22 protein-coding genes are annotated in these 24,219 nt (G+C 64.0%); 15 read left to right on the top strand and 7 right to left on the bottom strand.

The window, feature by feature from the left end; all coding sequences use genetic code 11:
- Positions 1–11 precede the first annotated feature (11 nt).
- The 5 genes from nirD (at position 12) to ACQ4WY_RS04740 (ending at position 6,895) form a co-directional block, all read left to right on the top strand.
- Positions 12–365, top strand: a complete 354-nt coding sequence (gene nirD / locus ACQ4WY_RS04760) for a nitrite reductase small subunit NirD (protein ID WP_436504392.1) — start codon at positions 12–14, stop codon at positions 363–365.
- On the top strand, positions 362–1,600 hold the full coding sequence (locus ACQ4WY_RS04755; RefSeq protein ID WP_436503040.1) for an NAD(P)/FAD-dependent oxidoreductase: 1,239 nt from the start codon (positions 362–364) through the stop codon (positions 1,598–1,600). Before nirD ends, ACQ4WY_RS04755 begins: the two co-directional genes overlap by 4 nt.
- 11 nt (positions 1,601–1,611) lie before the next feature.
- Positions 1,612–4,281 carry a molybdopterin-dependent oxidoreductase gene (locus tag ACQ4WY_RS04750; RefSeq protein WP_436503039.1) on the top strand — a complete coding sequence of 890 codons (2,670 nt, stop codon included), beginning with the start codon at positions 1,612–1,614 and terminating at the stop codon, positions 4,279–4,281.
- Between the two features lie 63 nt (positions 4,282–4,344).
- Positions 4,345–4,875, top strand: a complete 531-nt coding sequence (cysC, locus tag ACQ4WY_RS04745; protein ID WP_436503038.1) for an adenylyl-sulfate kinase — start codon at positions 4,345–4,347, stop codon at positions 4,873–4,875.
- 19 nt (positions 4,876–4,894) lie between these two features.
- Positions 4,895–6,895 carry a diguanylate cyclase domain-containing protein gene (locus tag ACQ4WY_RS04740; protein WP_436503037.1) on the top strand — a complete coding sequence of 667 codons (2,001 nt, stop codon included), beginning with the start codon at positions 4,895–4,897 and terminating at the stop codon, positions 6,893–6,895.
- A gap of 3 nt (positions 6,896–6,898) precedes the next feature.
- Here the strand turns inward: ACQ4WY_RS04740 and ACQ4WY_RS04735 are convergent, their stop codons facing one another.
- The 3 genes from ACQ4WY_RS04735 to ACQ4WY_RS04725 all read right to left on the bottom strand — a co-directional run bounded on the left by ACQ4WY_RS04735 (position 6,899) and on the right by ACQ4WY_RS04725 (position 9,607).
- Positions 6,899–7,816, bottom strand: a complete 918-nt coding sequence (locus ACQ4WY_RS04735) for a pyridoxal-phosphate dependent enzyme (protein ID WP_436503036.1) — start codon at positions 7,814–7,816, stop codon at positions 6,899–6,901.
- 85 nt (positions 7,817–7,901) lie between these two features.
- On the bottom strand, positions 7,902–8,405 hold the full coding sequence (locus ACQ4WY_RS04730; RefSeq protein WP_436503035.1) for a MarR family winged helix-turn-helix transcriptional regulator: 504 nt from the start codon (positions 8,403–8,405) through the stop codon (positions 7,902–7,904).
- Between the two features lie 320 nt (positions 8,406–8,725).
- Positions 8,726–9,607, bottom strand: a complete 882-nt coding sequence (locus ACQ4WY_RS04725) for a LysR family transcriptional regulator (protein WP_436503034.1) — start codon at positions 9,605–9,607, stop codon at positions 8,726–8,728.
- A 124-nt stretch (positions 9,608–9,731) separates the two neighbouring features.
- Between ACQ4WY_RS04725 and ACQ4WY_RS04720 the strand changes: the two genes are divergently transcribed.
- Positions 9,732–10,736, top strand: a complete 1,005-nt coding sequence (locus ACQ4WY_RS04720; protein WP_436503033.1) for a zinc-dependent alcohol dehydrogenase family protein — start codon at positions 9,732–9,734, stop codon at positions 10,734–10,736.
- Positions 10,737–10,791: 55 nt separating this feature from the next.
- Here ACQ4WY_RS04720 and ACQ4WY_RS04715 read toward each other — a convergent pair whose 3' ends face one another.
- Complete coding sequence (locus ACQ4WY_RS04715; protein WP_353656445.1) at positions 10,792–11,553, bottom strand: DeoR/GlpR family DNA-binding transcription regulator; 762 nt, start codon at positions 11,551–11,553, stop codon at positions 10,792–10,794.
- Positions 11,554–11,746: 193 nt separating this feature from the next.
- On the opposite strand from ACQ4WY_RS04715, the gene glpD reads away from it, so the two are divergent.
- The 8 genes from glpD (at position 11,747) to glpK (ending at position 20,923) form a co-directional block, all read left to right on the top strand.
- Positions 11,747–13,300, top strand: a complete 1,554-nt coding sequence (gene glpD / locus ACQ4WY_RS04710; RefSeq protein WP_436503032.1) for a glycerol-3-phosphate dehydrogenase — start codon at positions 11,747–11,749, stop codon at positions 13,298–13,300.
- Positions 13,301–13,381: 81 nt separating this feature from the next.
- A complete protein-coding gene (locus ACQ4WY_RS04705) occupies positions 13,382–14,470 on the top strand; it encodes an ABC transporter ATP-binding protein (RefSeq protein ID WP_436503031.1) in 1,089 nt (362 codons plus the stop codon).
- 1 nt (position 14,471) lies between these two features.
- A complete protein-coding gene (locus ACQ4WY_RS04700) occupies positions 14,472–15,563 on the top strand; it encodes an ABC transporter ATP-binding protein (protein ID WP_436503030.1) in 1,092 nt (363 codons plus the stop codon).
- Positions 15,563–16,447 carry a carbohydrate ABC transporter permease gene (locus ACQ4WY_RS04695; protein WP_034754965.1) on the top strand — a complete coding sequence of 295 codons (885 nt, stop codon included), beginning with the start codon at positions 15,563–15,565 and terminating at the stop codon, positions 16,445–16,447. Before ACQ4WY_RS04700 ends, ACQ4WY_RS04695 begins: the two co-directional genes overlap by 1 nt.
- Positions 16,444–17,250, top strand: coding sequence for a carbohydrate ABC transporter permease (locus tag ACQ4WY_RS04690; protein WP_034779108.1), 807 nt, complete (start codon positions 16,444–16,446; stop codon positions 17,248–17,250). The genes ACQ4WY_RS04695 and ACQ4WY_RS04690 overlap by 4 nt, the downstream gene beginning before the upstream one ends.
- A gap of 31 nt (positions 17,251–17,281) precedes the next feature.
- Entirely contained in the window at positions 17,282–17,557 is a 276-nt protein-coding gene (locus tag ACQ4WY_RS04685; protein WP_099378823.1) for a DUF2160 domain-containing protein, read from the top strand.
- Between the two features lie 63 nt (positions 17,558–17,620).
- Positions 17,621–19,348 carry an ABC transporter substrate-binding protein gene (locus ACQ4WY_RS04680; RefSeq protein ID WP_034779106.1) on the top strand — a complete coding sequence of 576 codons (1,728 nt, stop codon included), beginning with the start codon at positions 17,621–17,623 and terminating at the stop codon, positions 19,346–19,348.
- An 81-nt stretch (positions 19,349–19,429) separates the two neighbouring features.
- Entirely contained in the window at positions 19,430–20,923 is a 1,494-nt protein-coding gene (gene glpK / locus ACQ4WY_RS04675; RefSeq protein WP_436503029.1) for a glycerol kinase GlpK, read from the top strand.
- Positions 20,924–20,942: 19 nt separating this feature from the next.
- Here glpK and ACQ4WY_RS04670 read toward each other — a convergent pair whose 3' ends face one another.
- Entirely contained in the window at positions 20,943–21,503 is a 561-nt protein-coding gene (locus ACQ4WY_RS04670) for a YdcF family protein (protein ID WP_436503028.1), read from the bottom strand.
- Between the two features lie 54 nt (positions 21,504–21,557).
- Positions 21,558–22,202, bottom strand: a complete 645-nt coding sequence (locus tag ACQ4WY_RS04665; protein WP_436503027.1) for a cysteine hydrolase family protein — start codon at positions 22,200–22,202, stop codon at positions 21,558–21,560.
- A 142-nt stretch (positions 22,203–22,344) separates the two neighbouring features.
- On the opposite strand from ACQ4WY_RS04665, the gene ACQ4WY_RS04660 reads away from it, so the two are divergent.
- Complete coding sequence (locus ACQ4WY_RS04660; RefSeq protein WP_436504391.1) at positions 22,345–23,307, top strand: GlxA family transcriptional regulator; 963 nt, start codon at positions 22,345–22,347, stop codon at positions 23,305–23,307.
- Here ACQ4WY_RS04660 and ACQ4WY_RS04655 read toward each other — a convergent pair.
- Positions 23,290–24,150 carry a tetratricopeptide repeat protein gene (locus ACQ4WY_RS04655; protein ID WP_436503026.1) on the bottom strand — a complete coding sequence of 287 codons (861 nt, stop codon included), beginning with the start codon at positions 24,148–24,150 and terminating at the stop codon, positions 23,290–23,292. The two genes, ACQ4WY_RS04660 and ACQ4WY_RS04655, sit on opposite strands and share 18 nt — an antisense overlap.
- Positions 24,151–24,219 lie beyond the last annotated feature (69 nt).

Below are 24,219 nucleotides of genomic sequence, written 5' to 3'. Positions count from 1 at the left end.
CCATGAATGCGATGAATGAACTTTCCGGCGCCACTGCCGACAACTGGGTGGCCATCTGTCCCTTGACGGACATCGTGCCCGACACGGGCGTGTGCGCGCTGCTGGATGGGCGCCACGTGGCGGTGTTCCGCATCGGCGATGCCGCGCCGCGCGTGTACGCCATCGACAATATCGACCCGAACGCGGGCGCTTCCGTGCTGTCGCGGGGCCTCGTGGGCAGCATCGGCGAGCGCGTCGTCGTCGCCTCGCCCATCTACAAGCAGCACTTCGACCTGGCCAGCGGCGAGTGCATCGAAGCACCTGAACACTCGGTGGCTACCTGGCCGGCGCGCGTGTTTGCGGACATGGTGTGGGTGGCCCTGTGAACCCGCCAGCCAAGGCAACTGCGCGCCCCTCGCTCGTGGTGGTCGGCAATGGCATGGCCGGCATGCGCACGGTCGAGGAACTATTGAAACTCGCGCCGGACCTGTATGACATCACCGTGTTCGGCGCCGAGCCGCATGGCAATTACAACCGCATCCTGCTGTCTCCCGTGCTGGCCGGCGAAAAAAGCGTGGAAGACATCATGCTGCACACGCGCGACTGGTATGCGCACAACGGCATCACCCTGCACGCGGGCGACCCCGTCGTGCGCATCGACCGCAAGGCGCGCAAGGTTGAGGCGCTGTCCGGCATCACGGTGGCCTATGACCGCCTGCTATTGGCCACCGGTTCGACGCCGTTCATCGTGCCCGTACCCGGGCATGAGCTGCCCGGCGTGATCGGTTTTCGCGATATCGCCGACGTCGACACCATGCTGCAGGCGGCACGCACGCACCGCCACGCGGTGGTCATCGGCGGCGGCTTGCTGGGACTGGAAGCGGCCAACGGCTTGCAGCGCCAGGGCATGGACGTCACCGTGGTGCACATGAGCGGTGCCCTGATGAACCAGCAGCTTGACGCACCCGCATCGATGCTGCTGAAAACGGCGCTGGAAGCGCGCGGTTTGCGTTTCCTGATGCAGGCGCAAACGTCTGCCATCATGGGCAGCGCCCGCGTGGAAGGCGTGCAGTTTTCGGACGGCAGCAGCATCCCCGCCGACCTGGTGGTGATGACGGCTGGCGTGCGCCCCAACATCGCCCTGGCGCAAGCGGCCGGCCTGCACTGCGAACGGGCCATCGTCGTTGACGACTGCCTGCAAAGCTATGACCCGCGCGTGTACGCCGTAGGCGAATGCGTGCAGCACCGGCGCGCCACCTTCGGCCTGGTCGCGCCCATATGGGAACAGGCGCGCGTATGCGGCGCGCACCTGGCAGGTGCCGGGCACCGGCGCTACGTGCAGCAGGCCAGCGCCACCAAATTGAAAGTGACGGGCATCGATCTGTATTCGGCCGGCGACATCATCGGCGGCGAGGGCAGCGAAGACCTGGTGCTGCGCGATCCGCGCCGCGGCGTCTACAAACGCCTGGTGGTGCAGGGCAGCCGCCTGGCCGGCGCCGTGCTGTATGGCGACGTGCAGGACGGTCCCTGGTATTTCGACCTGATCCAGCAGCGCCGCGACATCAGCAAACTGCGCGCTCATTTATTGTTTGGCCAGGCGCTGTGCGCCCAGGCCGCCTGACAGGACATCCCATGACAAGCTGCACGCCCGTGAAAACCACTTGCCCGTATTGCGGCGTCGGCTGCGGCGTGGAAGCGACACGCCTGCCCGACGGCGCCATTCGCATTGCCGGCGATGCCAACCACCCGGCCAACCTGGGCAAGCTGTGCGTGAAAGGCTCGGCCCTGGGCGACACCCTGGACCTGGACAACCGTCTGTTGTACCCGCAGGTGCGCGTCGATGGCGTCCTGCAGCGCGCTTCCTGGGATGCTGCGCTGGACCAGGTGGCTGGCGGCTTGCGCGCCATCATCGCTGAACACGGCCCTGACGCTGTCGCCCTGTACGTCTCGGGCCAGCTGCTGACGGAAGACTATTACGTCGCCAACAAATTCATGAAGGGCTATGTGGGCAGCGCGAATATCGACACCAATTCGCGCCTGTGCATGTCGTCGGCCGTGGCCGGCCACAAGCGCGCGTTTGGCGAGGATATCGTGCCGGGCTGCTATGAAGACCTGGAACTGGCCGACATGGTGGTGCTGGTGGGCTCGAACACGGCCTGGTGCCACCCGATCCTGTTCCAGCGCATTACGCGCCTCAAGGAAAGCCGGCCGCACATGAAACTGGTGGTGATCGACCCGCGCCGCACGGCCACCTGCGAGCTGGCCGACCTGCATTTGCCCGTGAAGCCGGGCACCGATGTGTGGCTGTTCAACGGTTTATTGTGTTATCTGGCGAAGGAAGGCGTGATCGCCGGCGATTTCGTCACGCGGCACAGTTCGGGGCTGGACGAAGCGCTGGCGGCCGCCCACGTGGATTGCGGCGACCCCTTGCAGGTGGCGGCCATCTGCAAGATCGATCCACAAGCTTTGCTGGCGTTCTACCAGGCGTTTGCCGCCACACGCAAGGTCGTCACCGCCTTTTCGCAGGGTGTGAACCAGTCGTCCTCCGGCACGGACAAGGTCAACAGCATCATCAACTGCCATCTGGCGACAGGGCGCATCGGCCAGCCCGGCATGGGGCCGTTTTCCCTCACGGGCCAGCCGAACGCCATGGGCGGGCGCGAAGTGGGCGGCCTGGCCAACATGCTGGCGGCGCACCTCGACCTCGACAAGCCGGCGCACCGCGAGGCCGTGCAAACCTTCTGGGATGCGCCGCGCATTGCCGACAAGCCTGGCCTGAAGGCGGTGGACCTGTTTCACGCCATCGAGGCGGGTAAAGTCAAAGCCGTGTGGATCATCGCCACCAATCCGCTGGTGAGCATGCCTGACGCCGAGCAGGTGCGCCGCGCGCTCGCGCAATGCGAGCTGGTGGTGGTGTCGGACATCAGCACCCGGTCGGACACGAACGTCCATGCCGACGTGCTGCTGCCTGCACTGGGCTGGGGCGAAAAAGATGGCACGGTGACCAATTCCGAGCGCCGCATCTCGCGCCAGCGCGCGTTTTTACCGGCGCCCGGCGAAGCGCGCGCCGACTGGGACGTGCTGTGCGACGTGGCGCGGCGCATGGGCTTTGGCGGTTTCGACTTCGCGGCGCCGCAGGCCATCTTCGACGAACACGCGCGCCTGTCCGCTTTCCGCAATGAAGGAACCACAAAGCGCCTGTTCAATCTGTCGAACCTGCTGGCGCTGAGTGCCGCGCAGTACGACGCCCTGGCGCCGCAGCAATGGCCGCAGGGCCAGGCGCGTTTGTTCGGCGACGGCCGCTTCGCGCATGTGGATGGCCGCGCGCGCTTCATTCCCACGGCGACGCGCGCGCCTCGGAACATGCCCGATGAAGACTATCCGCTGGTCCTCAACACGGGTCGGGTGCGCGACCAGTGGCATACGATGACGCGCACGGGCAAGGCGGCCAAGCTGTCGGGCCACATCGCCGAAGCCTTCATCGACATCCACCCGCAGGATGCGCTGCTGTACAGCGTGCGCGAAGGCGAGCTGGCGCGCATCAGCAGCGCCTGGGGCGCGATGGTGGCGCGCGTCGTGCATGGCGGCGGCATCGCGCGTGGCCAGGTCTTCGTGCCGATACACTGGAGCGACGCGAATGCGTCCGACGCGCGCGTGGGCGCCGTTGTCAATCCCGTGGTCGACCCCATCTCGGGCGAGCCAGAATTCAAGCACACGCCCGTGCGCATCGAGCAGTTCCGCGTGCACTGGCATGCGTTTGTCCTCAGCCGCACGCCCTTGAACCTGGACGGCGTGGCGCACTGGACGCGCATCCAGGGGGAGCAGTTCCTGCGCTATGAACTGGCGGGTCGCCATCGCATCGAGGATCTCGGCGCCTGGGCGCGCGCGCAGCTCGGCGTCACGGACGACAATGCCGACTGGCTCGATTACGCGGACGCCAGCGCCGGCGTGTACCGCGCCGTGCACCTGGACGAGGGGCGCATCGCGCAATGCGTGTATGTCTCGCCCCGTCCCGACCTGCCGTCGCGCAGCTGGCTGGCCGGCCTGTTTGCGCACGCGCAGCTCGATGCGGCGGACCGCGCCGGCGTGCTGCTGGGTCAGCCCATCGGCAAGGGCATGGACGCAGGTCCCACCGTGTGCTCATGCTTTGGGGTGGGGCGCAACACCATTTGCGCGGCCATCCAGGCGCAAAAACTGACGACGACGGCGCAGGTGACTGCCTGCGTCAAGGCGGGCGGCAATTGTGGCTCCTGCGTGCCCGAGATACGACAATTGCTGGCGGAAGCGCGCAGCGCAGCCTGATAATCTGTCCTTTCCTGCGCGGCTTTGTTATATTGCCAGCTCTACAAGGGGAGAGGCAGTGTGATGACAGCAGGACAACATAACACGGTTTGGCTGACCGGTTTGAGCGGCGCCGGCAAGACCACCGTTGCGCTGGCGCTGATGCAGGCGCTCAAGGCGCAGGGCCGCGCCGTGGCGGTGCTCGATGGCGACCAGCTGCGCCATGGCTTGAACCGCGACCTGGGTTTTACCCCCGAAGACCGGCATGAAAACATCCGCCGCACGGCCGAAGTGGCGCGCCTGATGAACGTGGCGGGCTTGACTGTCATCGCCGCCTTCATTTCGCCGTACCGCGCAGACCGGGCCACGGCCGCCGCCATCATCGGTGCGGATCATTTCATCGAAGTCCACGTCAGCACGCCGCTGGCCGTGTGCGAGGCGCGTGACCCCAAGGGTTTGTATGGAAAGGCGCGCGCGGGGCATCTGGCGCAATTCACGGGCATTTCCGCGCCGTATGAAGCGCCGCTGGCGGCCGCACTGACCCTGGATACGGCCACCTTGGCGCTGGAAGAGTCGGTCGAGCGCCTGTGCCGGTATTTGCAGCAGCGGCTTTGACGGCGCGGTGACGATGCGTATGAGATTGCGCAAATGGCTGCGCGGGCGCTTGCCGGCCAGCCTGAAGGCGCGCATGAGCGTGGTCGTCTTCCTGCTCGTGCTCGCTGCCGTGGCCTCGCTGGCGCTGGCCACCCTGGCCGTGGCCGAGCGCGGCATGCGCGACGTGACGGGGCGCCAGCAGTACGTATCGCTGGCCAGCGCCGCCGTCTTCATCGATGAAGAACTTGACGCGAAGCGCAATGTGCTGCGCGCGATGGCAGACAGCCTGGCGGCCAGCGGCGCGCACGACGGCGACAGCCTGCAGCGCTTCCTGGCCGCGCAAACGGTGCTGGCCAGGGAGTTTTATTCGGCCGGCGTGGTCGGTATCGATGGCGTCGTCCTGGCCAGCGTGAGTCCCTTCAAGCCGCAGGCGGGGCTGAACGTGAAAGGCCGTCCTTACTTTGAACAGACGCTGGCGACCCGCCACTCGGTGATCTCCGCGCCGCTCAACGGCAGCATTTCCGGCATGCCTATCGTCGTGGTGACGCAGCCCGTGTTCGACGCGCACGGGGGCGTGCGTTATGTGCTGGCGGCCAGCGTGAACCTGCGCCAGCCCGATTTCCTGGGGCGTCTCGGCGCGCTCAAGCCGGGCCCGGGCGGCTACCTGTACATCATGACCAGCGAAGGCGTGATCGTCGAGCATCCCGACAAGTCGCGCATCATGCAGAATATCGTAGCCAAGGGCCCCATCAGCGTGCCCACGCGGCGCGCCATGCAGGGTTTCGAGGGCTGGCTGACGGGCACCACCACGCAAGGCGTCGATGCCTTGTTCGCCTACCACCGCATCGCCTCGACGGGCTGGATACTTGCCTCCGTCTATCCCATGAGCGACGCGTTCGCGCCGCTGCACGCCATCCGCAGCAAGATCCTGCTGGCCGCCGTGCTGCTGGCGGCGCTGGCGGGCCTGGCCGGCTGGCGCGTGGTGCTGCGCCTGTTGCAGCCTTTGGAGCGCTTGCGCCGCCAGGTGCACCAGATCCGCCGCCAGCGCCTGGGCATCGAGGTGCTGCAAATCGAGCGGCGCGATGAGATCGGCGACTTGAGCCGCGATTTCTACTCGCTGGTAGCCGAGCGCGAAATCGCCGAGGCGCAGACGCGCGACAGCGAGCGGCGCCTGAAGCTGCTGACGGATCATGTGCCCGTGGTGATCGTCTACATCGACCGCGAGCACCGCTACCAGTTCATCAACGCCACGTTTGAAAAATGGTTCGGCAGGTCGCAGCAGGAAAGCATGATGCAGTCGATACGCGAGGTGCTGGGCGAGGAAGCCTACCAGCTGCGCGAGGAGTACCTGCTGCGCGCCTTCGCGGGCGAGGAGGTCGAATATGAATTCACCATCGGCGGCGAGGGGGACGCCGGCCGGCGCGCTTTCCAGACCAGTTACGTGCCCGATGTGGGCGAGAGCGGCGTGGTGGAAGGCGTGTATGGCCTGATACACGAAATTACCAAAACCAAGGCGATGCACACGGCGCTGCAGTTTGCCGCCGCCACCGACACCCTGACGGGCATCGCCAACCGCCGCCGCTTCGACGAGCAGCTGGCGCAAAGCATGCAGCGCACGCGGGCCGCGCGCGCGCCGATGGCGCTGGCCTATCTCGATATCGACCGTTTCAAGGCCATCAACGACAGCCTGGGACACAAAGCGGGCGACGAAGTGCTGAAGGAATTCGCCTCGCGCCTGGTGCGCAGCGTGCGCGCCAGCGACCTGGTGGCGCGTCTGGCCGGCGATGAATTCGTGATCATTCTCGAAGGCGTGAACAGCGCGGCCGAAGTGCGCCAGATCGGCGCGAAGATCATCGACGCCATCCGCCAGCCCTTCGACCTAGCCAGCGGCCCGCTGCCGGTGACGACCAGCATCGGCATCGCCATCTTCCGCGAAGGCGCGCTGACGCCGGCGCAGTTGCTGGACCTGGCGGACCAGGCCCTGTATGCCGCCAAGGGGCAGGGCCGCGATGGCGTGGCGCTGCTCGAGGCGGCGCCGTAGGTTTTACAGGGTGGCAGTCCAGTGGTCGAGCTGCTGCGTGGTGGCCGTCACGCCGCCGCAGACGATGACGAGCACCTTGCGGTAGGGCGCCAGTTCCGGCACCTTGCCGTAGACGGCCGCCAGCGCAGCGCCGCAGGCCGGCTCCACCACCAGGCGCTGGTCGGTGATAAAGCGCTGGCAGGCGTCGACGGCGGCCCGGTCCGACACGACCACGCTGTGCAGCAGGCGCGTCTGGCTGATGGCGTAGGCTTGTGCGCAGACCTGGCGCGCAGCCAGCGAAGTGGCGATGCTGGTCACGGCCGGCAGGGCCACGTGTTCGCGCGCGGCCACGGCCGCCGCCAGCGAAGCGGCGCCTTGCGTTTCCACGGCCACCAGGGCCACGTCATCCCAGCCGTTGCGCTGCAAGCCTTCGGCCACGCCGGCCAGCAGGCCGCCGCCGCCCACCGACAGCACCACCGCGTCCGGCTTCAGGCCCGCGCTGGCCACTTCATCGATCATGCCCGCGTGGCCCTGCCACAGCAGCGGGTCGTCGAACGGATGCAGAAAGGCGTCTTGCGGCGTGAGCATAGCTTGCGCCAGCGCGTTCGCTTCCTGCCACGCGGCGCCATGCACGATGACTTCGGCGCCTTCCTGCGCGATCAGGGCCTTGGCCCGCGCGCTGGTCGTTTCCGGCACGACGACGATGACGGGAATGCCCAGCTGGCGTCCCGCATAGGCGACGGCGATGCCGGCATTCCCGCCGGAAGAAGAGATGAAGCGGCTGGCGCCGCGCCGCGCGTATTCTTCGCAGGCGAGGCCGATGCCGCGGATCTTGAAGGAGCCGGGCGGCTGCAAGGCTTCGAGCTTGAGCCAGATGGCGCGTTCGCTGTGCAGGCTCAGGGCGCGCGAGTTGAGCAAGGGAGTTTCGATGTGCAGGGCCATGCGTGTTCCTGGTAGACAGTCAGGCCAGCATCATAGCCGAAGCGCCCGTGCCACCGTGTCACCCTTGCCGGGAGTATGACCGCTGTTAATTCAGCGGGGCGCTCTTGAGCTGATGCGTGCGCGCCACTTCCTTCATCGCTTCGAGCAGGTCGTCGCGCAGCTGGCGCGGCAGCTTGCCGAAGAACTCCTCGTCGTTCTGGTCGGCCATTCCGGCCAGCACGGGCACCAGCGCCTCGCCTTCCGTGGTCAGTTCGATCGAATGCTGGCGGCGGTCGGCCAGCAGGATCGACTTGCTGACCATGCCCTTGCTTTCCAGGCGGTCGATCAGTTTGGAGACGGCGCCCTTGCTCATGCCCGACACTTGCGCCAGTACCGTGGGCGAGGTGCAACCCAGGCGGAACATTTCGCGCAGCACCACCCATTCGGAGACCGTCACGCCATTGGCTTCGGCTTTTTTCTGAAAGCTGTGGGAAACGTGATTGGAAACGAAACGCAGCCAGTAACCGAGATGGGCTTCCAGCTCGCTGACGGGGACGCTGTTGGACTGGGCGGCTTGCGGCGTGGCGGCCGTTTCAAAATTATGACTCATTTCTCTTCCTTCACTGGGCGGCGTTGCCGGCATGGTTCAGGCCTTCACGCTTGCTGTCGAGTGGTTTGTTTGGGAACAATCATCGTGCTTGAGGTATTTCTAACACTGTTTTCACAGGAAATCACTTACCGGCAAAGAGTTTTTCCTTTTTTCTTGCTGTAGATAGATAAAAAGCAATAACAAGCAAATAATCGTATAGCTGGACAGGAAGATTAAAAAAATAACTCATGTTGTATCAATGGTAACATGAATTTTGCCGAATTGATAAATATTTCAATTGCGATCAATGTCGAATGGCACATGTCAGTCGCAGGCGCCGTTCAGCTGAACCGTTCCACGAGAAAATCGACGAAGCTGCGCAATTTGGGCGAACGATAGCGGTCCGGCAGGTAGACCACGCTCAAGGGGCGGCTGGGCAATGCATGCGTGGGGAATAGCTGGACCAGGCGGCCCGCCTGCACGTCAGTTTCCAGCAGGAAGGTCGGTTGCAGCACGATGCCCATGCCATGCAATGCGGCAACGCGTAGCGCCTGGCCGTGATTGACTTGCAGGCGGCCCGAGACGGGCACGCTGCATACATCGTCCTGGTCGCCTGTCAGGCGCCAGTGTGCCAGGGCGGCGGGCGAGAAGGACAGGCATTCGTGCTGGCTCAGCTCGGTTGGCTGGCGCGGCGTTCCCTTGCGCGCCAGATAGTCGGGAGAGGCGCAGATCATCAGCCGGTACGGTGCCAGCGGCCTGGCGATCAGCGACGAATCAGGCAGCTGGCCGATACGGATGGCGGCCTCGAAGCCTTCCTCCACCAGGTCGACCACGCGGTCGCTCAGGGCCACATCGATGCTCACTTCGGGATAGCGTTCCAGGTACACGGCCATGGCGGGCATCAGTGCTTCCGCGCCGAAGGTAAGGGGCGCCGTGATGCGCAGCTTTCCGGCGGGCGCCAGTTGCAGGTTTTGCGCCTGGACATCGGTTTCGCTCACCAGCCTGAGGATTTCCTTGCAGCGCGCGTAGTAATCCTCGCCGAATGCGGTCAGATGCTGGCGCCGGGTGGTGCGCTGGAGCAGTTGCATGCCCAGGCGTTTTTCCAGCGTCCGCAGATGGTTGCCGGCCATCGTCGCGGAGATCCCGCAGGCGGCTGCGGCCGCGCTCAGACTGCCTTTCTCAACGGCCAGTACGTACACCTTCATGCTGTCGAGCAAATCCATTGGTAATCCTCAGTGTCAAATCATTGAATCAAACCATAGTTTATCTATTAATGATTTTAAATGACACTGATGTTTTTCCCGCCAGCCTGCGGCCACCCTGACACACATCGATTGAGAACAGACCATGAAAGCCATACAACTGACCGCTCCTTCCCTTACCGCGTTTCGCCAGACCGAGCTGCCCGAGCCGCAGGCCGGCCGGGGTGAGGTGCTGCTGCGCCTGCGCGCCGCCACGCTGAACTTCCTGGACGTGGCCATTGCGACGGGCAACTTTGCCGGCGCGGCCTTTCCGCTGATCCCCGTCGCCGACGGTGCGGGCGAAGTGGCGGCGCTGGGCGACGGCGTCAGCGGCCTGGCCGTCGGCGACCGCGTCATCCCGCACTTCATGCCGAACTGGCAGGGCGGCGCCATTACGCCGCACATCGTCGGCGCGATGCGCGGCGTCACCTTGCCGGGCTCGCTGGCCGAGTACGTGACCGTCCCGGCCGCCAGCCTGGTCCCCTTGCCGGCGCACCTTGATTTCGTCCAGGGTGCGGCGCTGCCCATCGCAGCGACGACGGCCTGGAATGCCGTGCGTTCGGCGCAGGTGCGCCCCGGATCGGTGGTGTTGCTGTTGGGAACGGGCGGCGTCAGCCTCTTTGCCTTGCAATTCGCCAAGGCCTCGGGCGCCACGGTGATACTGGCGTCGTCCAGCGATGAAAAGCTGGAACGGGCGCGCCAGTTGGGCGCCGATTACCTGATCAACTACCGGACCACGCCGGCCTGGGACGCGGAAGTGCTGAAACTGACCGCTGGGCGGGGCGCCGACCTGGTGGTCGAGACGGTGGGCGGCGCCACCATCGTGCGCTCGCTCAACGCGGCGGCGGTGGGCGGCACGGTCTTCACGGTGGGCTTTGTCGGCGGCACGGCCGCCAGCATCGACTTATTGCCCATCATCGTCAAGGCCTTGCGCATCGTCGGCAACAACACCGGTTCCGTGGCCGACCTGGCGCAGGCGGCCCAGGCCATCGCCGCGCATGGCATCGTACCTGTCATCGACCGCGTGTTCAGCATCGACGACACGGCTGAAGCGTATGCGGAGCTGGCTGCCGGCGGGCGCCACTTCGGCAAGCTTGCCATCGCGCACTGAGCCGGTAAGGCCAGGTCTTGCCCGGTGAGGGCTTGCGCCACCGGCGGCGGCGTCGTCAGGCGGCCACGCGCACTTTCACGTTGGCGTCGCGCAGGACCTGGGCAAAGCGGGGCGGCGGCGGTGCATCCGTAAACAGAATGTCGACTTGCGCCAGGTCGGCCAGGCGCACCAGCGCCTTGCGGCCGAATTTATGCTGGTCGGCCACCAGCCACACTTCGCGCGACTGCTCGATGATGGCTTGCGCCACCTTCACTTCGCGCGCGTCGAAGTCGCGCAGGCTGCCATCTTCATCGATGCTGGAAATACCGATGATGCCGATGTCGACCTTGAACTGGCGGATGAAGTCGATGGTGGCTTCGCCCACGATGCCGCGGTCGCGCCCGCGCACCACGCCGCCGGCCACGATGACTTCGCAGGCGGCGTTGTCGGCAAGGATGGCGGCCACGTTCAAGTTGTTCGTCACCACGTGCAAGCCCGTGTGCCGGCCCAGCGCGCGCGCCACTTCCTCGGTCGTCGTGCCGATATTGATCAAGAGCGAACAGCCGTGCGGCACCTGCGCGGCGACGGCGGCCGCGATGCGCCGCTTGGCGTCGCTGTTGAACACTTGCCGCTGGCTGTAATCGATGTTTTCCACGGACGAGGGCAAGCCCACGCCGCCGTGGTAGCGGGCCAGCAGGCGCGCTTCTTCCATCTGCTTGACGTCGCGGCGCACGGTTTGCGGCGTCACGTCCAGCTGCTGTGCCAGCTCTTCGACGGACATGGTGACCTTCTCGCGCACCACTTCGAGCAGGCGGCGCTGGCGGGGATTCAAAATCATGGGCTGTCTCTTTAAAAATCACAAACGAACAAAAACGAACAAGTTGTGATGAAAATATGTTGCTATGGCTTCGTATTCTGGCGTAATCTTATCCATATTGCATTCGAATTACATCTGTATTGATCTTAACGACAGTCACCGGCGATGCCTAGTCTTTCCTCGCCGGCCTTTCCCCGACAGACACGGAGTCCCGATGGCCGCAGCACAGCAAGGTGTGGAGACAACGATGGCATGCGACGTGCTGGTGGTCGGTGGCGGCATCAATGGCGCCGGCATCGCGCGCGATGCGGCCGGACGGGGCTTGTCCGTGGTGCTGTGCGAAAAGGACGACCTGGCTTCCCACACTTCGTCCGCATCGACCAAGCTGATACACGGCGGCCTGCGCTACCTCGAATACTATGAGTTCGGCCTCGTGCGCAAGGCGCTGATCGAGCGCGAAGTGCTGCTGCGCTCGGCGCCGCACATCATGTGGCCGCTGCGCTTCGTCATGCCGCACGCCAAGGGCCAGCGCCCGGCCTGGCTGATACGCGCCGGCCTCTTCCTCTACGACATGCTGGCGAAGCGGGAAATCCTGCCTGCCTCCAGCGGCATCGACCTGACCCGCCACGCGGCCGGCACACCGTTAAAACCCGAATTCAAGCGCGGCTTCGTGTATTCCGACGGCTGGGTCGACGATGCGCGCCTGGTGGTGCTGAACGCCGTCGACGCGGCGGAGAAGGGCGCGCACGTGCTGACGCAGACGCGCTGCACGATGCTGGCGCGCGAGGGTGACGGTGAGTCCTGGCTGGCTACCCTGCAGCATGCCAGCGGCAGGCAGACGCTGGTGCGCGCGCGCAGCGTGATCAATGCGGCCGGGCCGTGGACGGCAGAATTCCTGCAACAGGCGGCGCCCGGCGGACAGGGTCGCCATTTGCGCCTGATCAAGGGTAGCCATATCGTCGTCAAGCGCCTGTTCGAGCATGATCATGCCTATATCTTCCAGCATCCGGACGGGCGCATCGTATTTGCCATTCCGTATGAGCACGATTTCACCCTGATCGGCACCACCGATCTCGATTACCACGGCGACACTGGCAAGGTGGAAATCGATGACGAGGAAATTCGTTACTTGTGCGAGCTTTCCAGTTACTATTTCAGCAAGCCCGTCAATCCTGCCGACGTGGTCTGGACGTATGCCGGCGTGCGCCCGCTGGTGGAAGACGCGGCGGCTGACGCCAAGGCTGTCACGCGCGATTACCGCTTCGAGCTGGACCAGGAAGGTGCGCCATTGTTGAGTGTTTTCGGCGGCAAGATCACCACCTTCCGCAAGCTGGCCGAGGAGGCAATCGATATGCTGGCGCCCTTGCTGGGCAATACGCTGCCGGCCTGGACAGCCAGCGCCTGCCTGCCCGGTGGCGACGTGTATGGCGCCGTGCCGCAGAACCGCTCCGTGCGCGAGTTCGGCCAGTTCGTGCAAGGCTTGCAGCGCGAGTACCCTTGGCTGCCGGCGGCGCTGGTGGCGCGCTATGCGCGCGCTTACGGCACGCGCATTCACGTGCTGTTGGCAGGGCGGTCGGACGTGGCGGCCATGGGCGAGGAAATTGCCGCCGGCCTGTACGCGGCGGAAGTCGACTATTTGCGGCGCCATGAATGGGCCGTCAGCGCGGCCGACATCCTGTGGCGGCGCTCCAAGCTGGGCCTGCACCTGCCGCGCGAGACGGCGGGCACGCTCGACGCCTGGCTGTTGCAGCACCCGCTGGTACCGTAAGAAGAACACAGAACACGTTGGCGACCGCGCCCCGCAGAGGGTGCGGCGAAGAATAAGAAACCATCACTGGAGGAGAAGCGCGTGCAACTGGTACTGGACAAGATCAGCAGGAAGCAGGGGGCTGACGACTTTTTATATCCGATGTCGCTGGCGTTGGTGCCGGGCGCCATCAACGTCTTGCTGGGCACCACGCGTGCCGGCAAGACGACCCTGATGCGCGTGATGGCGGGCCTGGACAAGCCCAGCGGGGGCACCGTCACGGCCGATGGCGTTGACGTGACGGGCGTGCCCGTCAGTCGTCGCAATCTGGCCATGGTGTACCAGCAATTCATCAACTATCCGGCCTTCACCGTCTACGACAATATCGCCTCGCCCTTGCGCCTGCGCAAGGTGCCCGAGGAACAGATACGGACAAAAGTGCTGGCGCTGGCCGAGCGTCTGCATATCACGCCGTATCTGCAGCGCACGCCGGGGGAACTCTCGGGCGGCCAGCAGCAGCGCACGGCGCTGGGACGCGCGCTGATCAAGGATGCGTCCCTGCTGCTGCTCGATGAGCCATTAGTGAACCTCGACTACAAACTGCGCGAGGAATTGCGCCGCGAATTGACGGAACTGTTTTCCAGCGGCAGCACGACGGTCGTGTATGCGACCACGGAACCGCTGGAAGCGCTGCAGCTGGGTGGCCACGTGGCCGTGCTGCACGAAGGACGCTTGCTGCAGCAGGGGCCTACCCTGGACGTATTCAACGCCCCCAATTCCATCGACGTGGCGCGCACCTTCAGCGACCCGCCCATCAACCTGATTCCCGCACGCGTCGATGCGCAAGGCGTGGCGCAGGCGGCGGACGGCCTGTCCATTCACTTGAGCGGCGAACAGCGCGCCCGCCTGGGCGACAGCACTGAGGTGATCCTCGGCGTGCGCGCGCACAGCCTGCATCTGTCGCCGCAGTCCGATGGCGACGTGGCCATCGCGACGCAGGTGGACCTGGCGGAAATCAGCGGCTCGGAAACCTATGTGCATGCGCGTCGCGGCGAGCTGGCTCTGGTGGCGCAGCTCGGCGGCGTGCACAAGCTGGAGATCGGCAGCGCCTGCACCGTGTATTGCCAGCCGCATGCCTTGCTGATTTTCGCAGACGATGGCGGGCTGCTGTTTGCTCCGGGAGGAGCTTGATATGGCGCGCATCGAACTGCTTGACCTGGCCCACGCCTACAAACCGAACCCGACGGCCCCCGCCGACTATGCGCTGCGGCCCATGAGCATGGAGTGGCAAGACGGCGGCGCCTACGCCTTGCTGGGGCCTTCCGGCTGCGGCAAGACGACCTTGCTCAATATCATCTCCGGCCTCGTGAAACCGTCGCATGGCAAGGTGCTGTTCGACGGCAAGGATGTGACGCAGCTGCCGACTGAGGCGAGGAATATCGCGCAAGTGTTCCAGTTTCCCGTCATTTACGACACCATGACCGTGCACGACAACCTGGCCTTCCCGCTGCGTAATCGCGGCTGGAAAGAGAGTGAGGTGAAAAAGCGCGTGCAGCAGGTGGCGCAGATGCTGGAATTGACGGGCGACCTGAAGTTGCGCGCCAGCGGCTTGTCCGTCGACGCCAAGCAAAAGATTTCGCTGGGCCGCGGCCTCGTGCGTCCCGACGTGGCGGCCGTGCTGTTCGACGAACCGCTGACGGTAATCGACCCGCATTTGAAATGGCTGCTGCGCAGAAAGTTGAAGGAAATCCACCACGAACTGAAACTGTCATTGATCTACGTCACGCACGACCAGGTGGAAGCGCTGACCTTTGCCGACCAGGTGGTCGTCATGACGCAGGGCGAAGTGGTGCAGACGGGCAGCGCGCAGGCGCTGTTCGAGGAACCCGAGCACACGTTTGTCGGCTATTTCATCGGCAACCCGGGCATGAACTTGCTCGATTGCACTTTGGACGATGGCGGCTTGCGCGTGGCGGGACAGGCGCTGGCCGTGTCCGCCGCCGCGCGTGCGGCGCTGCTAGGGGCGCAAGGGAAAATCACGCTCGGCGTGCGGCCGGAATTCGTCGAATGCCTGAAAGCGGGTGAGGGTAATGATCATTGTCTGGACGCCACGGTGACCGCCGTGCGCAACATGGGCACGCATTACCTGGCGGAATTCCAGCTCGGCGGCGCCATGGTGGCGGCCAAGCTGCGCGCCATCGATGCGGTGGCGGGGGAGGCTATACGGCTGCGCTTTCCGCCGCAACGTACCTTGTTCTATGTCAACGATAAGCGGGTGGCCTGATGATACATAACGGTAAAACCGATAACAACCGCCGCGCCTGGCTGCTGATCCTGCCCGTGCTGCTGTGCGTGGCCTTTTCCGCCATCCTGCCCCTGATGACGGTGGTGAACTATTCCGTGCAGGATATCCTGAGCCCCACGCAAAAGGTGTTTGTGGGCACCGAGTGGTTCCGCATGGTCATGCTGGACGGCGACTTGCACAGCGCCTTGCTGCGCCAGCTGCTGTTTTCCGGCTCTGTGCTGGCGATCCAGATTCCGCTGGGCATTTTGATCGCCCTGTGCATGCCGGCCGATGGCTGGAAGGCGTCGCTGGCGCTGGTGCTGATCGCGCTGCCCCTGCTGATACCGTGGAACGTGGTGGGCACCATCTGGCAAATCTTTGGCCGTGGCGACATTGGCCTGATGGGCTATACCCTGAATCAGCTGGGCTTTGACTACAACTACAACGGCAATTCGCTCGACGCCTGGCTGACGGTGATGGTGATGGATATCTGGCACTGGACGCCTTTGGTGGTGCTGCTGTGCTATGCGGGCTTGCGCGCCATTCCCGACGCGTATTACCAGGCGGCACGCATCGACGGCGCCTCGCGCCTGGCCGTGTTTCGCTACATCCAGCTGCCGAAACTGCGCAATGTGCTGATGATCGCCGTGTTGCTGCGCTTCATGGACAGTTTCATGATCTACACGGAACCGTTCGTGCTGACGGGCGGCGGGCCGGGCAATGCCACCACCTTTTTGTCGCAATACCTGACGCAAAAGGCCGTGGGCCAGTTCGATCTGGGACCGGCGTCCGCGTTTTCCCTGATCTATTTCCTCATCATCCTGCTGTTCTGCTTTGTGTTGTATACATGGATGCAGAGAGTCGGCACGGGAGACCAGAAATGATGCACAAGAAAATGAGCAGCGCCATCCTCGCCGTTTTTTTGCTGGCGTCGCTGTTGCCCATCTACTGGATGCTCAACATGTCGCTCAAGACCAACGAGGAAATCGTCGGCGTGCTGAGCCTGTGGCCCCAGCAACTGACGTTCGCCAACTACCACACGATCTTTACGGACCGGTCCTGGTACAGCGGCTACATCAATTCCATGATTTACGTGGCCTTGAACATGGTGATGTCGGTCACCGTTGCCTTGCCGGCTGCGTATGCGTTTTCCCGCTACAACTTCGTGGGCGACAAGCATCTGTTCTTCTGGCTGCTGACCAACCGCATGACACCGCCTGCCGTCTTCCTCGTGCCCTTCTTCCAGCTGTATTCGACGGTGGGCCTGATGGATACGCATTTGGCCGTGGCCTTGGCGCACATGGTCTTCAACGTGCCGCTGGCCGTGTGGATACTGGAAGGTTTCATGTCTGGCGTGCCCAAGGAAATCGACGAGACGGCGTATATCGACGGCTACAGCTTCCCGCGCTTCTTCATCCGCATTTTCTTGCCAATGATCAAGTCAGGTGTGGGCGTGACGGCATTCTTTTGTTTCATGTTCAGCTGGGTAGAATTGCTGCTGGCGCGTACCTTGACGTCCGTCAATGCCAAGCCGATTGCCGCCACCATGACGCGCACCGTGTCGGCGGCTGGCATGGACTGGGGCGTGCTGGCGGCCGCGGGCGTGCTGACCATCGTGCCCGGCGCGCTGGTGATTTGGTTCGTGCGGCATTACATAGCCAAGGGTTTCGCGATGGGGAGGGTGTGACATGGAAAATACAAGCGATAGCACTGCCAGCCTGTTCGGCTGGATGGCCTGGACGCCGGAAGTGGCCATCTTCTTCATTTGCATAGGCTTGATGCTGGCAGGCATGACGGTGTGGCAAATCCGTTCGCCCAGCATAGAACGCAAGGGCTTCTTGCCCATGCCGACCACGCGCGGCGACCGTCTGTTCATCGGCTTGCTCACGGCGGCCTATGTCAATCTGGCGTGGGCGGGGTTCACGGAAATGCAGCAGGCCATCGGGGCCGGCATCAGTTTTGTAGTGTTGTTGGTGGTAATGCGTTGGGGATAAGTCGTAGATGAAAACACTGGCCCGCTACCGCAGGCCGGATGACAACTAAAAAGGAGATTCACGATGAAATTGAAGTTCACGGTCTTCGCGGCTGCGGCCATGCTCGTGTCGAATGCGGCCCTGGCGGACGCCAAGCAGGCGCAAACCTGGATCGACAAGGAATTCCAGCCATCCAGCCTGAGCAAGCAGCAACAGCTTGCTGAAATGAAATGGTTCATCGATGCGGCGGCCAAGCTGAAAGCCAAGGGCATCAAGGAAATTTCCGTGGTCTCGGAAACCATCGACACCCACGTCTATGAATCGAAGACCCTGGCCAAGGCCTTCGAGGAAATCACGGGCATCAAGGTGCGCCACGACATCATCCAGGAAGGCGACGTGGTGGAAAAGCTGCAGACCTCCATGCAGTCCGGCAAGAGCATCTATGATGGCTGGATTTCCGATTCCGACCTGATCGGCACGCACTACCGCTATGGCGCCGTGGAACCGCTGTCCGACTACATGGCTGCCAAGGGCAAGGAATTCACGAATCCCGGCCTGGACCTGAAAGATTTCATCGGCATCAGCTTTACCACGGCGCCGGACGGCAAGGTGTACCAGCTGCCCGACCAGCAGTTTGCCAACCTGTACTGGTTCCGTGCCGACTGGTTTGCGCGCAAGGATTTGCAAGCCAAGTTCAAGGCCAAGTATGGTTACGAGCTGGGCGTGCCGCAGAACTGGTCCGCGTATGAAGACATCGCCGATTTCTTCACGAATGACGTGAAGGAACTGGATGGCAAGAAAGTCTATGGTCACATGGATTATGGCAAGAAAGATCCGTCCCTGGGCTGGCGCTTTACCGATGCGTGGCTGTCGATGGCTGGCGCGGCCGACAAGGGCATTCCGAACGGCATGCCCGTCGATGAGTGGGGCATCAAGGTGGCGGCCGACAAGTGCACGCCCGTGGGCGCCTCGATGTCGCGCGGCGGCGCCACCAATTCACCGGCGGCCGTCTTTGCGCTGACGAAATATATCGACTGGATGAAGAAATATGCGCCGCCGCAAGCGAACGGCATGAATTTCTCGGAATCGGGCCCCGTGCCGGCGCAGGGTGAAATCGCCCAGCAAATCTTCTGGTACACGGCGTTTACGGCCGGCATGACGAAACCGGGATTGCCTGTGGTCAACAAGGACGGCACGCCGAAATGGCGCATGGCGCCATCGCCGCACGGCCCGTACTGGAAAGAGGGCATGCAGAACGGCTACCAGGACGTCGGTTCCTGGTTCCTGTTCAAGTCCACGCCGGACGACCGCAAGGCCGCCGCGTGGCTGTACGCGCAATTCGTCACGTCGAAAACCGTGTCGCTGAAGAAATCGATTGTCGGCCTGACCTTCATCCGCGATTCCGACATCCGCCACGATTATTTTACGAAACACGCGAACGAGTATGGCGGCTTGATCGAGTTCTACCGCAGCCCCGCCCGCGTGGCGTGGACACCGACGGGCAACAATGTGCCCGACTATCCGAAGCTGGCGCAACTGTGGTGGAAGAACGTGGCCACGGCCATCACGGCGGAAAAAACGCCACAGGCCGCCATGGATAATCTGGCCGAGGAAATGGACCAGGTCATGGCGCGGCTGCAGCGGGCCGGCATGAAGGCGTGCGCGCCCAAGCTCAATCCGAAGGTCGATCCGAACCAGTACTTGTCGGATCAGCACGCCCCATGGAAAAAGCTGGCGAATGAAAAGCCGAAGGGTGAAACGATTGCCTACGATAAATTATTGCAGGCTTGGAAAGAAGGCAAGGTAAGGTAGTCGTGTAAACTCCTGCCGCCGTTGTTCCGGGGCACGGGCGTTTGCCTGTGCCCCTTTCACTGTAAAGACGTCGTAGCGACCATGACCAAATACATACTTGCTTTAGATCAGGGCACCACCAGTTCGCGCGCCATCCTGTTCGACCACGCGGGCCGGCCGCACGCCAGCGCGCAGCGCGAATTTCGCCAGATTTTCCCCCAACCGGGCTGGGTCGAGCATGACGCGGGCGAAATCTGGGCGTCGCAAGAGGGCGTGCTGCAGCAGGTGCTGCGCGACAGCGGCGTGGCGGCGCTCGACGTGGCCGCCATCGGCGTCACCAACCAGCGCGAAACGACGGTGCTGTGGGACCGCGCCACGGGCGAGCCCGTGGCCAACGCCATCGTCTGGCAAGACCGCAGAAATGCGGCTTACTGCGAGCAACTGGTCGAGCAGGGCAAGGCGGACTTGATCCAGCAAAAAACGGGTCTCGTGCTGGATGCCTATTTTTCCGCCACCAAGCTCAAATGGCTGCTCGACAACGTTCCCGGCGCCCGCGCGCGCGCCGAACGGGGCGAGCTGGCCTTCGGCACGGTCGACAGCTGGCTGATCTACAAGATGAGCGGCGCCCACTTGACGGACACGAGCAATGCGGCGCGCACCATGCTGTTCAATATTCATACCTTGCAATGGGACACGGACTTGCTGGCGCTGCTGGACATTCCCGCTTCTCTGCTGCCCGACGTCGTGCCCTCGAGCGGCGTGGCGGCGCACACCTATACCGACTTGCTGGGCGTCTCCGTGCCGATCGCCGGTATCGCGGGCGACCAGCAGGCCGCCACCTTCGGCCAGGCGTGTTTGAAACCGGGCATGGCGAAGAATACCTACGGCACGGGCTGCTTCATGCTGATGAATGTGGGCAAGCGCCCCTTGCCATCGAAAAACCGGCTCTTGACGACGGTGGGCTGGAGCCTGGGACCAGGATCGGATAAAACTGATTATTTGCTCGAAGGCAGCGCCTTTATCGCGGGCGCAGCCGTGCAATGGATGCGCGATGGCATCGGCATCATCCGCGACTCGTCCGAAGTGGAAGCGCTGGCCACCAGCGTGCCCGATTCGGGCGGCCTGGTCTTCGTGCCCGCGTTCGCGGGCCTCGGTGCGCCGTATTGGGACCCGTATGCGCGCGGCACCCTGATCGGCATCACGCGCGGCACGGGCAAGGCGCATATCGCGCGCGCAGCATTGGAGGGAGTGGCCTACCAGAACGTGGACGTCTTGTCCGCCATGCAGGATGACGCGGGCATCGCGCTATCCGAATTGCGCGTCGACGGCGGCGCGGCCCGCAATGACATGCTGATGCAGTTCCAGGCCGATATATTAAATGTCCCCGTGGTGCGCCCCGTGGTGACGGAAACGACAGCCCTGGGCGCCGCCTATCTGGCGGGCCTGGCCGTGGGCTTCTGGGAATCGCAGGAAGAAATCGCCGCCCAGTGGCAGGTGGGACGCCGTTTCGAGCCGGCCATGGCGGCCGATGAGCGTCTGACGCGGCTGCATAAATGGCAGCGGGCAGTGGAGCGCTCGCGCGACTGGAGCGAGTGAGCCTGGGAATAATCCGGGATCAGGGCCGCGCGTAATACACGGCGTAGCCCACCGTTTCGCGCGGCACGGAATACAGGTCGCGCAGTTCAAAATAGGGCGCGTGCACGTTGCCGCTGACGGCGATGCCTGCCCGCGCCAGCGCCAGCCGGAAGCGGGGCACGTGAAAATATTGCGTGGCAACCATGGCCGTGCGCCAGCCATGCTGGTGCATCAGGGTCGCCGCGTTGCGGGCCGTGTCATCCGTGGTCCATCCTTGATTATCCTCAACGATGGCGCTGGCCGGTACGCCGCGCGATTGCAGGTAGCGGGCCATCGATGCGGCTTCGTCAAAACCTTCCTTGCCCGTCGCCCCGCTGACGAGGATGCGCGGCGCCCTGTGTTCCTGGAACTGCTTGAGCGCCACGTCGAGCCGCGCCTGCAGGCGGGGGCTGGGCGTACCATCGGGCAGGATCGTGTTGCCGGGCACGACGATCACGTCGGCCGGGGCCAGCTTGTCGTGCAGTCCCGCCAGCACCAGGGCGGCGGTGGACAGCAGGAACATACCGGCAGCGCTTAAACCCAGCACAGTTATTTTTCGCATGTTTTATCATCAAGTCAGGAATGGACGCATAATACCCGTCCATTCCTGCCGGCGTCAGTTCGCCTGCGCCTTGCGCGCACGCTGGTTCGACAGATAAATATTATCCTTTTCCAGCGGCTTGCCTTCGCGCACGGCATCGAGCCAGGCCTGCGTGCTGGCGACGGCGGCGAAATTCGAGTGAAACACGGTGCTGAAGACGCGGTGGATTTCCTCGGCGCTGGCCGTGCCGCCCGCATTCGCGTAGGGCAGGGTGCCGGTGGCGTCCTGCAGGAACTCGACCTGCAAGCCGTCGTGCGCGGCGTGGTAGATGGTGGCAGCGTCGCAGTTGTGCGTCATGTAGCCGATCACGCTCAAGGTATCGATGCCATGGCTGTCCAGCCAGGCGCGCAAGTCCGTGCCCGCAAAGGCGCTGCCCATGGTCTTGTTGATGCGGTGGTCGGCGGCGAAAGCGGCCACTTGCGGATGCAGCTGCCAGCCGTCGCTGCCTTTTGCAAAGATGGGGGAGGCTTCCGGCGCATCGTGCTGGACAACGATGACGGGCACGCCGGCGGCGCGGGCGGCAGCCATGGCGGTGACGATATTCGGCAGCGAGATGTCGACGGACGGATATTCGATGGGCATGTCGCCCGTGAAGTATTCGTTTTGCACATCGATGACGAGCAGGGCGCGGCGCAGGGTGGTGGAAGCTAGGGTGGACATGGGTTCTCCTGGAACGGTTGAAAGAGGAAGGACTTCCTCGATGCAGTCATTTTCGGCCCGCGCGGCGCAAACAAAAAGTGGCCCGAAGGCCTATCTGCGATAAAATCGGGCCATGCCTACTATTCCTGCATCGTCCTCTCCCTTGAGCGTGGCCGTGATCGCCTTTGACGGCATGACGCCATTTCACTTGTCCGTGCCTTGCCTCGTGTTTGGCGCCCAGACGGACGAGGCCGATTTACCGCCTTTCCACGTGCGCGTGTGTGCCGCCGATCCCGTGCCCCTGCGCACGGCGGCCGGCTTCGGTATCACCCCCGAGTTTGGCCTGGAAGGGCTGGAGGGGGCCGATATCGTCATCATGCCGGCCTGGCACGACGATTGCCGCGATGCGGCGCAGCCCCTGGTCGCGGCGTTGCAGGCGGCCAGCCGGCGCGGTGCGCGCATGGTGGGTCTGTGCCTGGGCGCGTTTCCCCTGGCGCAGGCGGGCTTGTTGGATGGCAAGAGCGCTGCCACGCACTGGGGCATGGCGGATCGGCTGGCGGCCCGCTATCCCAAGGTCAGGGTGGACCGGGAAGTGTTGTACGTGGATGATGGCGCAGTACTCACCTCGGCCGGCGTGGCGGCCGGCCTCGATTGTTGCCTGTACTTGCTGCGCCAGTTGGCGGGCGCCGAGGTGGCCAACCGGGTGGCGCGCCGGCTGCTGGTGGCGCCGCACCGGCAGGGCGGGCAGGCGCAATTCATCGAGCGCCCGCTGCCCGTGTCCGGCAGCGAAGGGCGCTTTGCCGAAGTGCTGGCTGGCGTGACGGCCAAGCTGGACCAGGCGCACAGCATCGACGCGCTGGCCGAACAGGCCGCCATGAGCCGGCGCAATTTTACGCGCCACTTCCGCCAGGCCATGGGCACGTCGTTCAAGCAGTGGTTGCTGAACCAGCGCCTGGCGCATGCGCAAGGCTTGCTGGAAAAAAGCGCGGCGTCGATCGACGTCGTGGCGCAAGAGGCCGGCTTCGGCACGGCCCTGTCGCTGCGCCAGCATTTCCGGGCGAACTTGCAGACGTCTCCCTCGGCGTACCGCAAGCTGTTCCGCCAGCAGCTAGGCCAAGTCGCTTGACCATAGCGTCGCCGGGTCCCGGCTGCCCTGGGGCAGCCTCGCGCTGACGGCGATTTGCCGTGCAAGGAAGGCGGCCGGCTCGAAGGCGTAGCGTTCCTGGAACGAGACGGTTTCCGCGCTCATCAGTTCAACATACGTCTGCATCAGGGTCGAGGCGGAAACATGGTTGCCTTGCTCCACATAGGTGGTTATGGCGGCCAGCAGCACGGGATAATCGGCATTTTCCTTGCTGCCGCCAAAGTTGAACGACAGCTGCCCGCAGGCGCGCCAGATGGGGTCAAGTTCCCCCTCCGGCACCGGTTGCGTGCGCAGCCATTGCAAGGCTTTCAGCGGCGGCCCGCCAAAGGACGGTGGCGATATGATCGCCTGGATGGCCACCTTGACGGCTGCATCGATTCTTCCCGTGCGCACATACTGGCCATGCAGCAGCACCAGGGCGTCCGTATATTCGGGAACGATGGCCAGCGCCGCTTCCAGTAGCGCGATGGCCGCGGCCGGATTGCGCTGCGCGATCTGTTCCTTGGCCTCCAGGAAAGCGGCGCGTGGCGAAGCAGGGTCGTTGGCCAGCGATGGCGTGCCGACATACTCGTCCTCCGCGGCTGCATGGGCTTGCAGAAACGCCGCCAGACTGGAAAAGTGCGGCTGGATGCGCCACTCGTCATGCCATGTCTCGACGACGATCGGTTCGGATGCTTCGCGGCCGATGGGCCAGTACAGGCCGAAAGTGTCGCCATTACCCAGCGCGCCTTCGGAAAAGGGAGTGAAGCCGAGCGGTGGATACGCTGTCGTGTGTTGCCAGTCTTGTTCCGCCGAGATGTGGGCGAAGTGTGCGGGTAGTTGCATGGAGGTAGGGAAGGATAAAACGCCAGTGTAGGGCAAGAGGGCAGCGCCAGGCGCGCGTATTGCAGCACC

The sequence above is a fragment of the Janthinobacterium salmonicoloratum genome (genome assembly GCF_051380845.1).
Classification (GTDB): Bacteria; Pseudomonadota; Gammaproteobacteria; order Burkholderiales; family Burkholderiaceae_D; genus Janthinobacterium; species Janthinobacterium lividum_F.
Note: the sequence above shows the minus strand (reverse complement) of the source record. Positions and strands in the feature narration are given on the sequence as shown.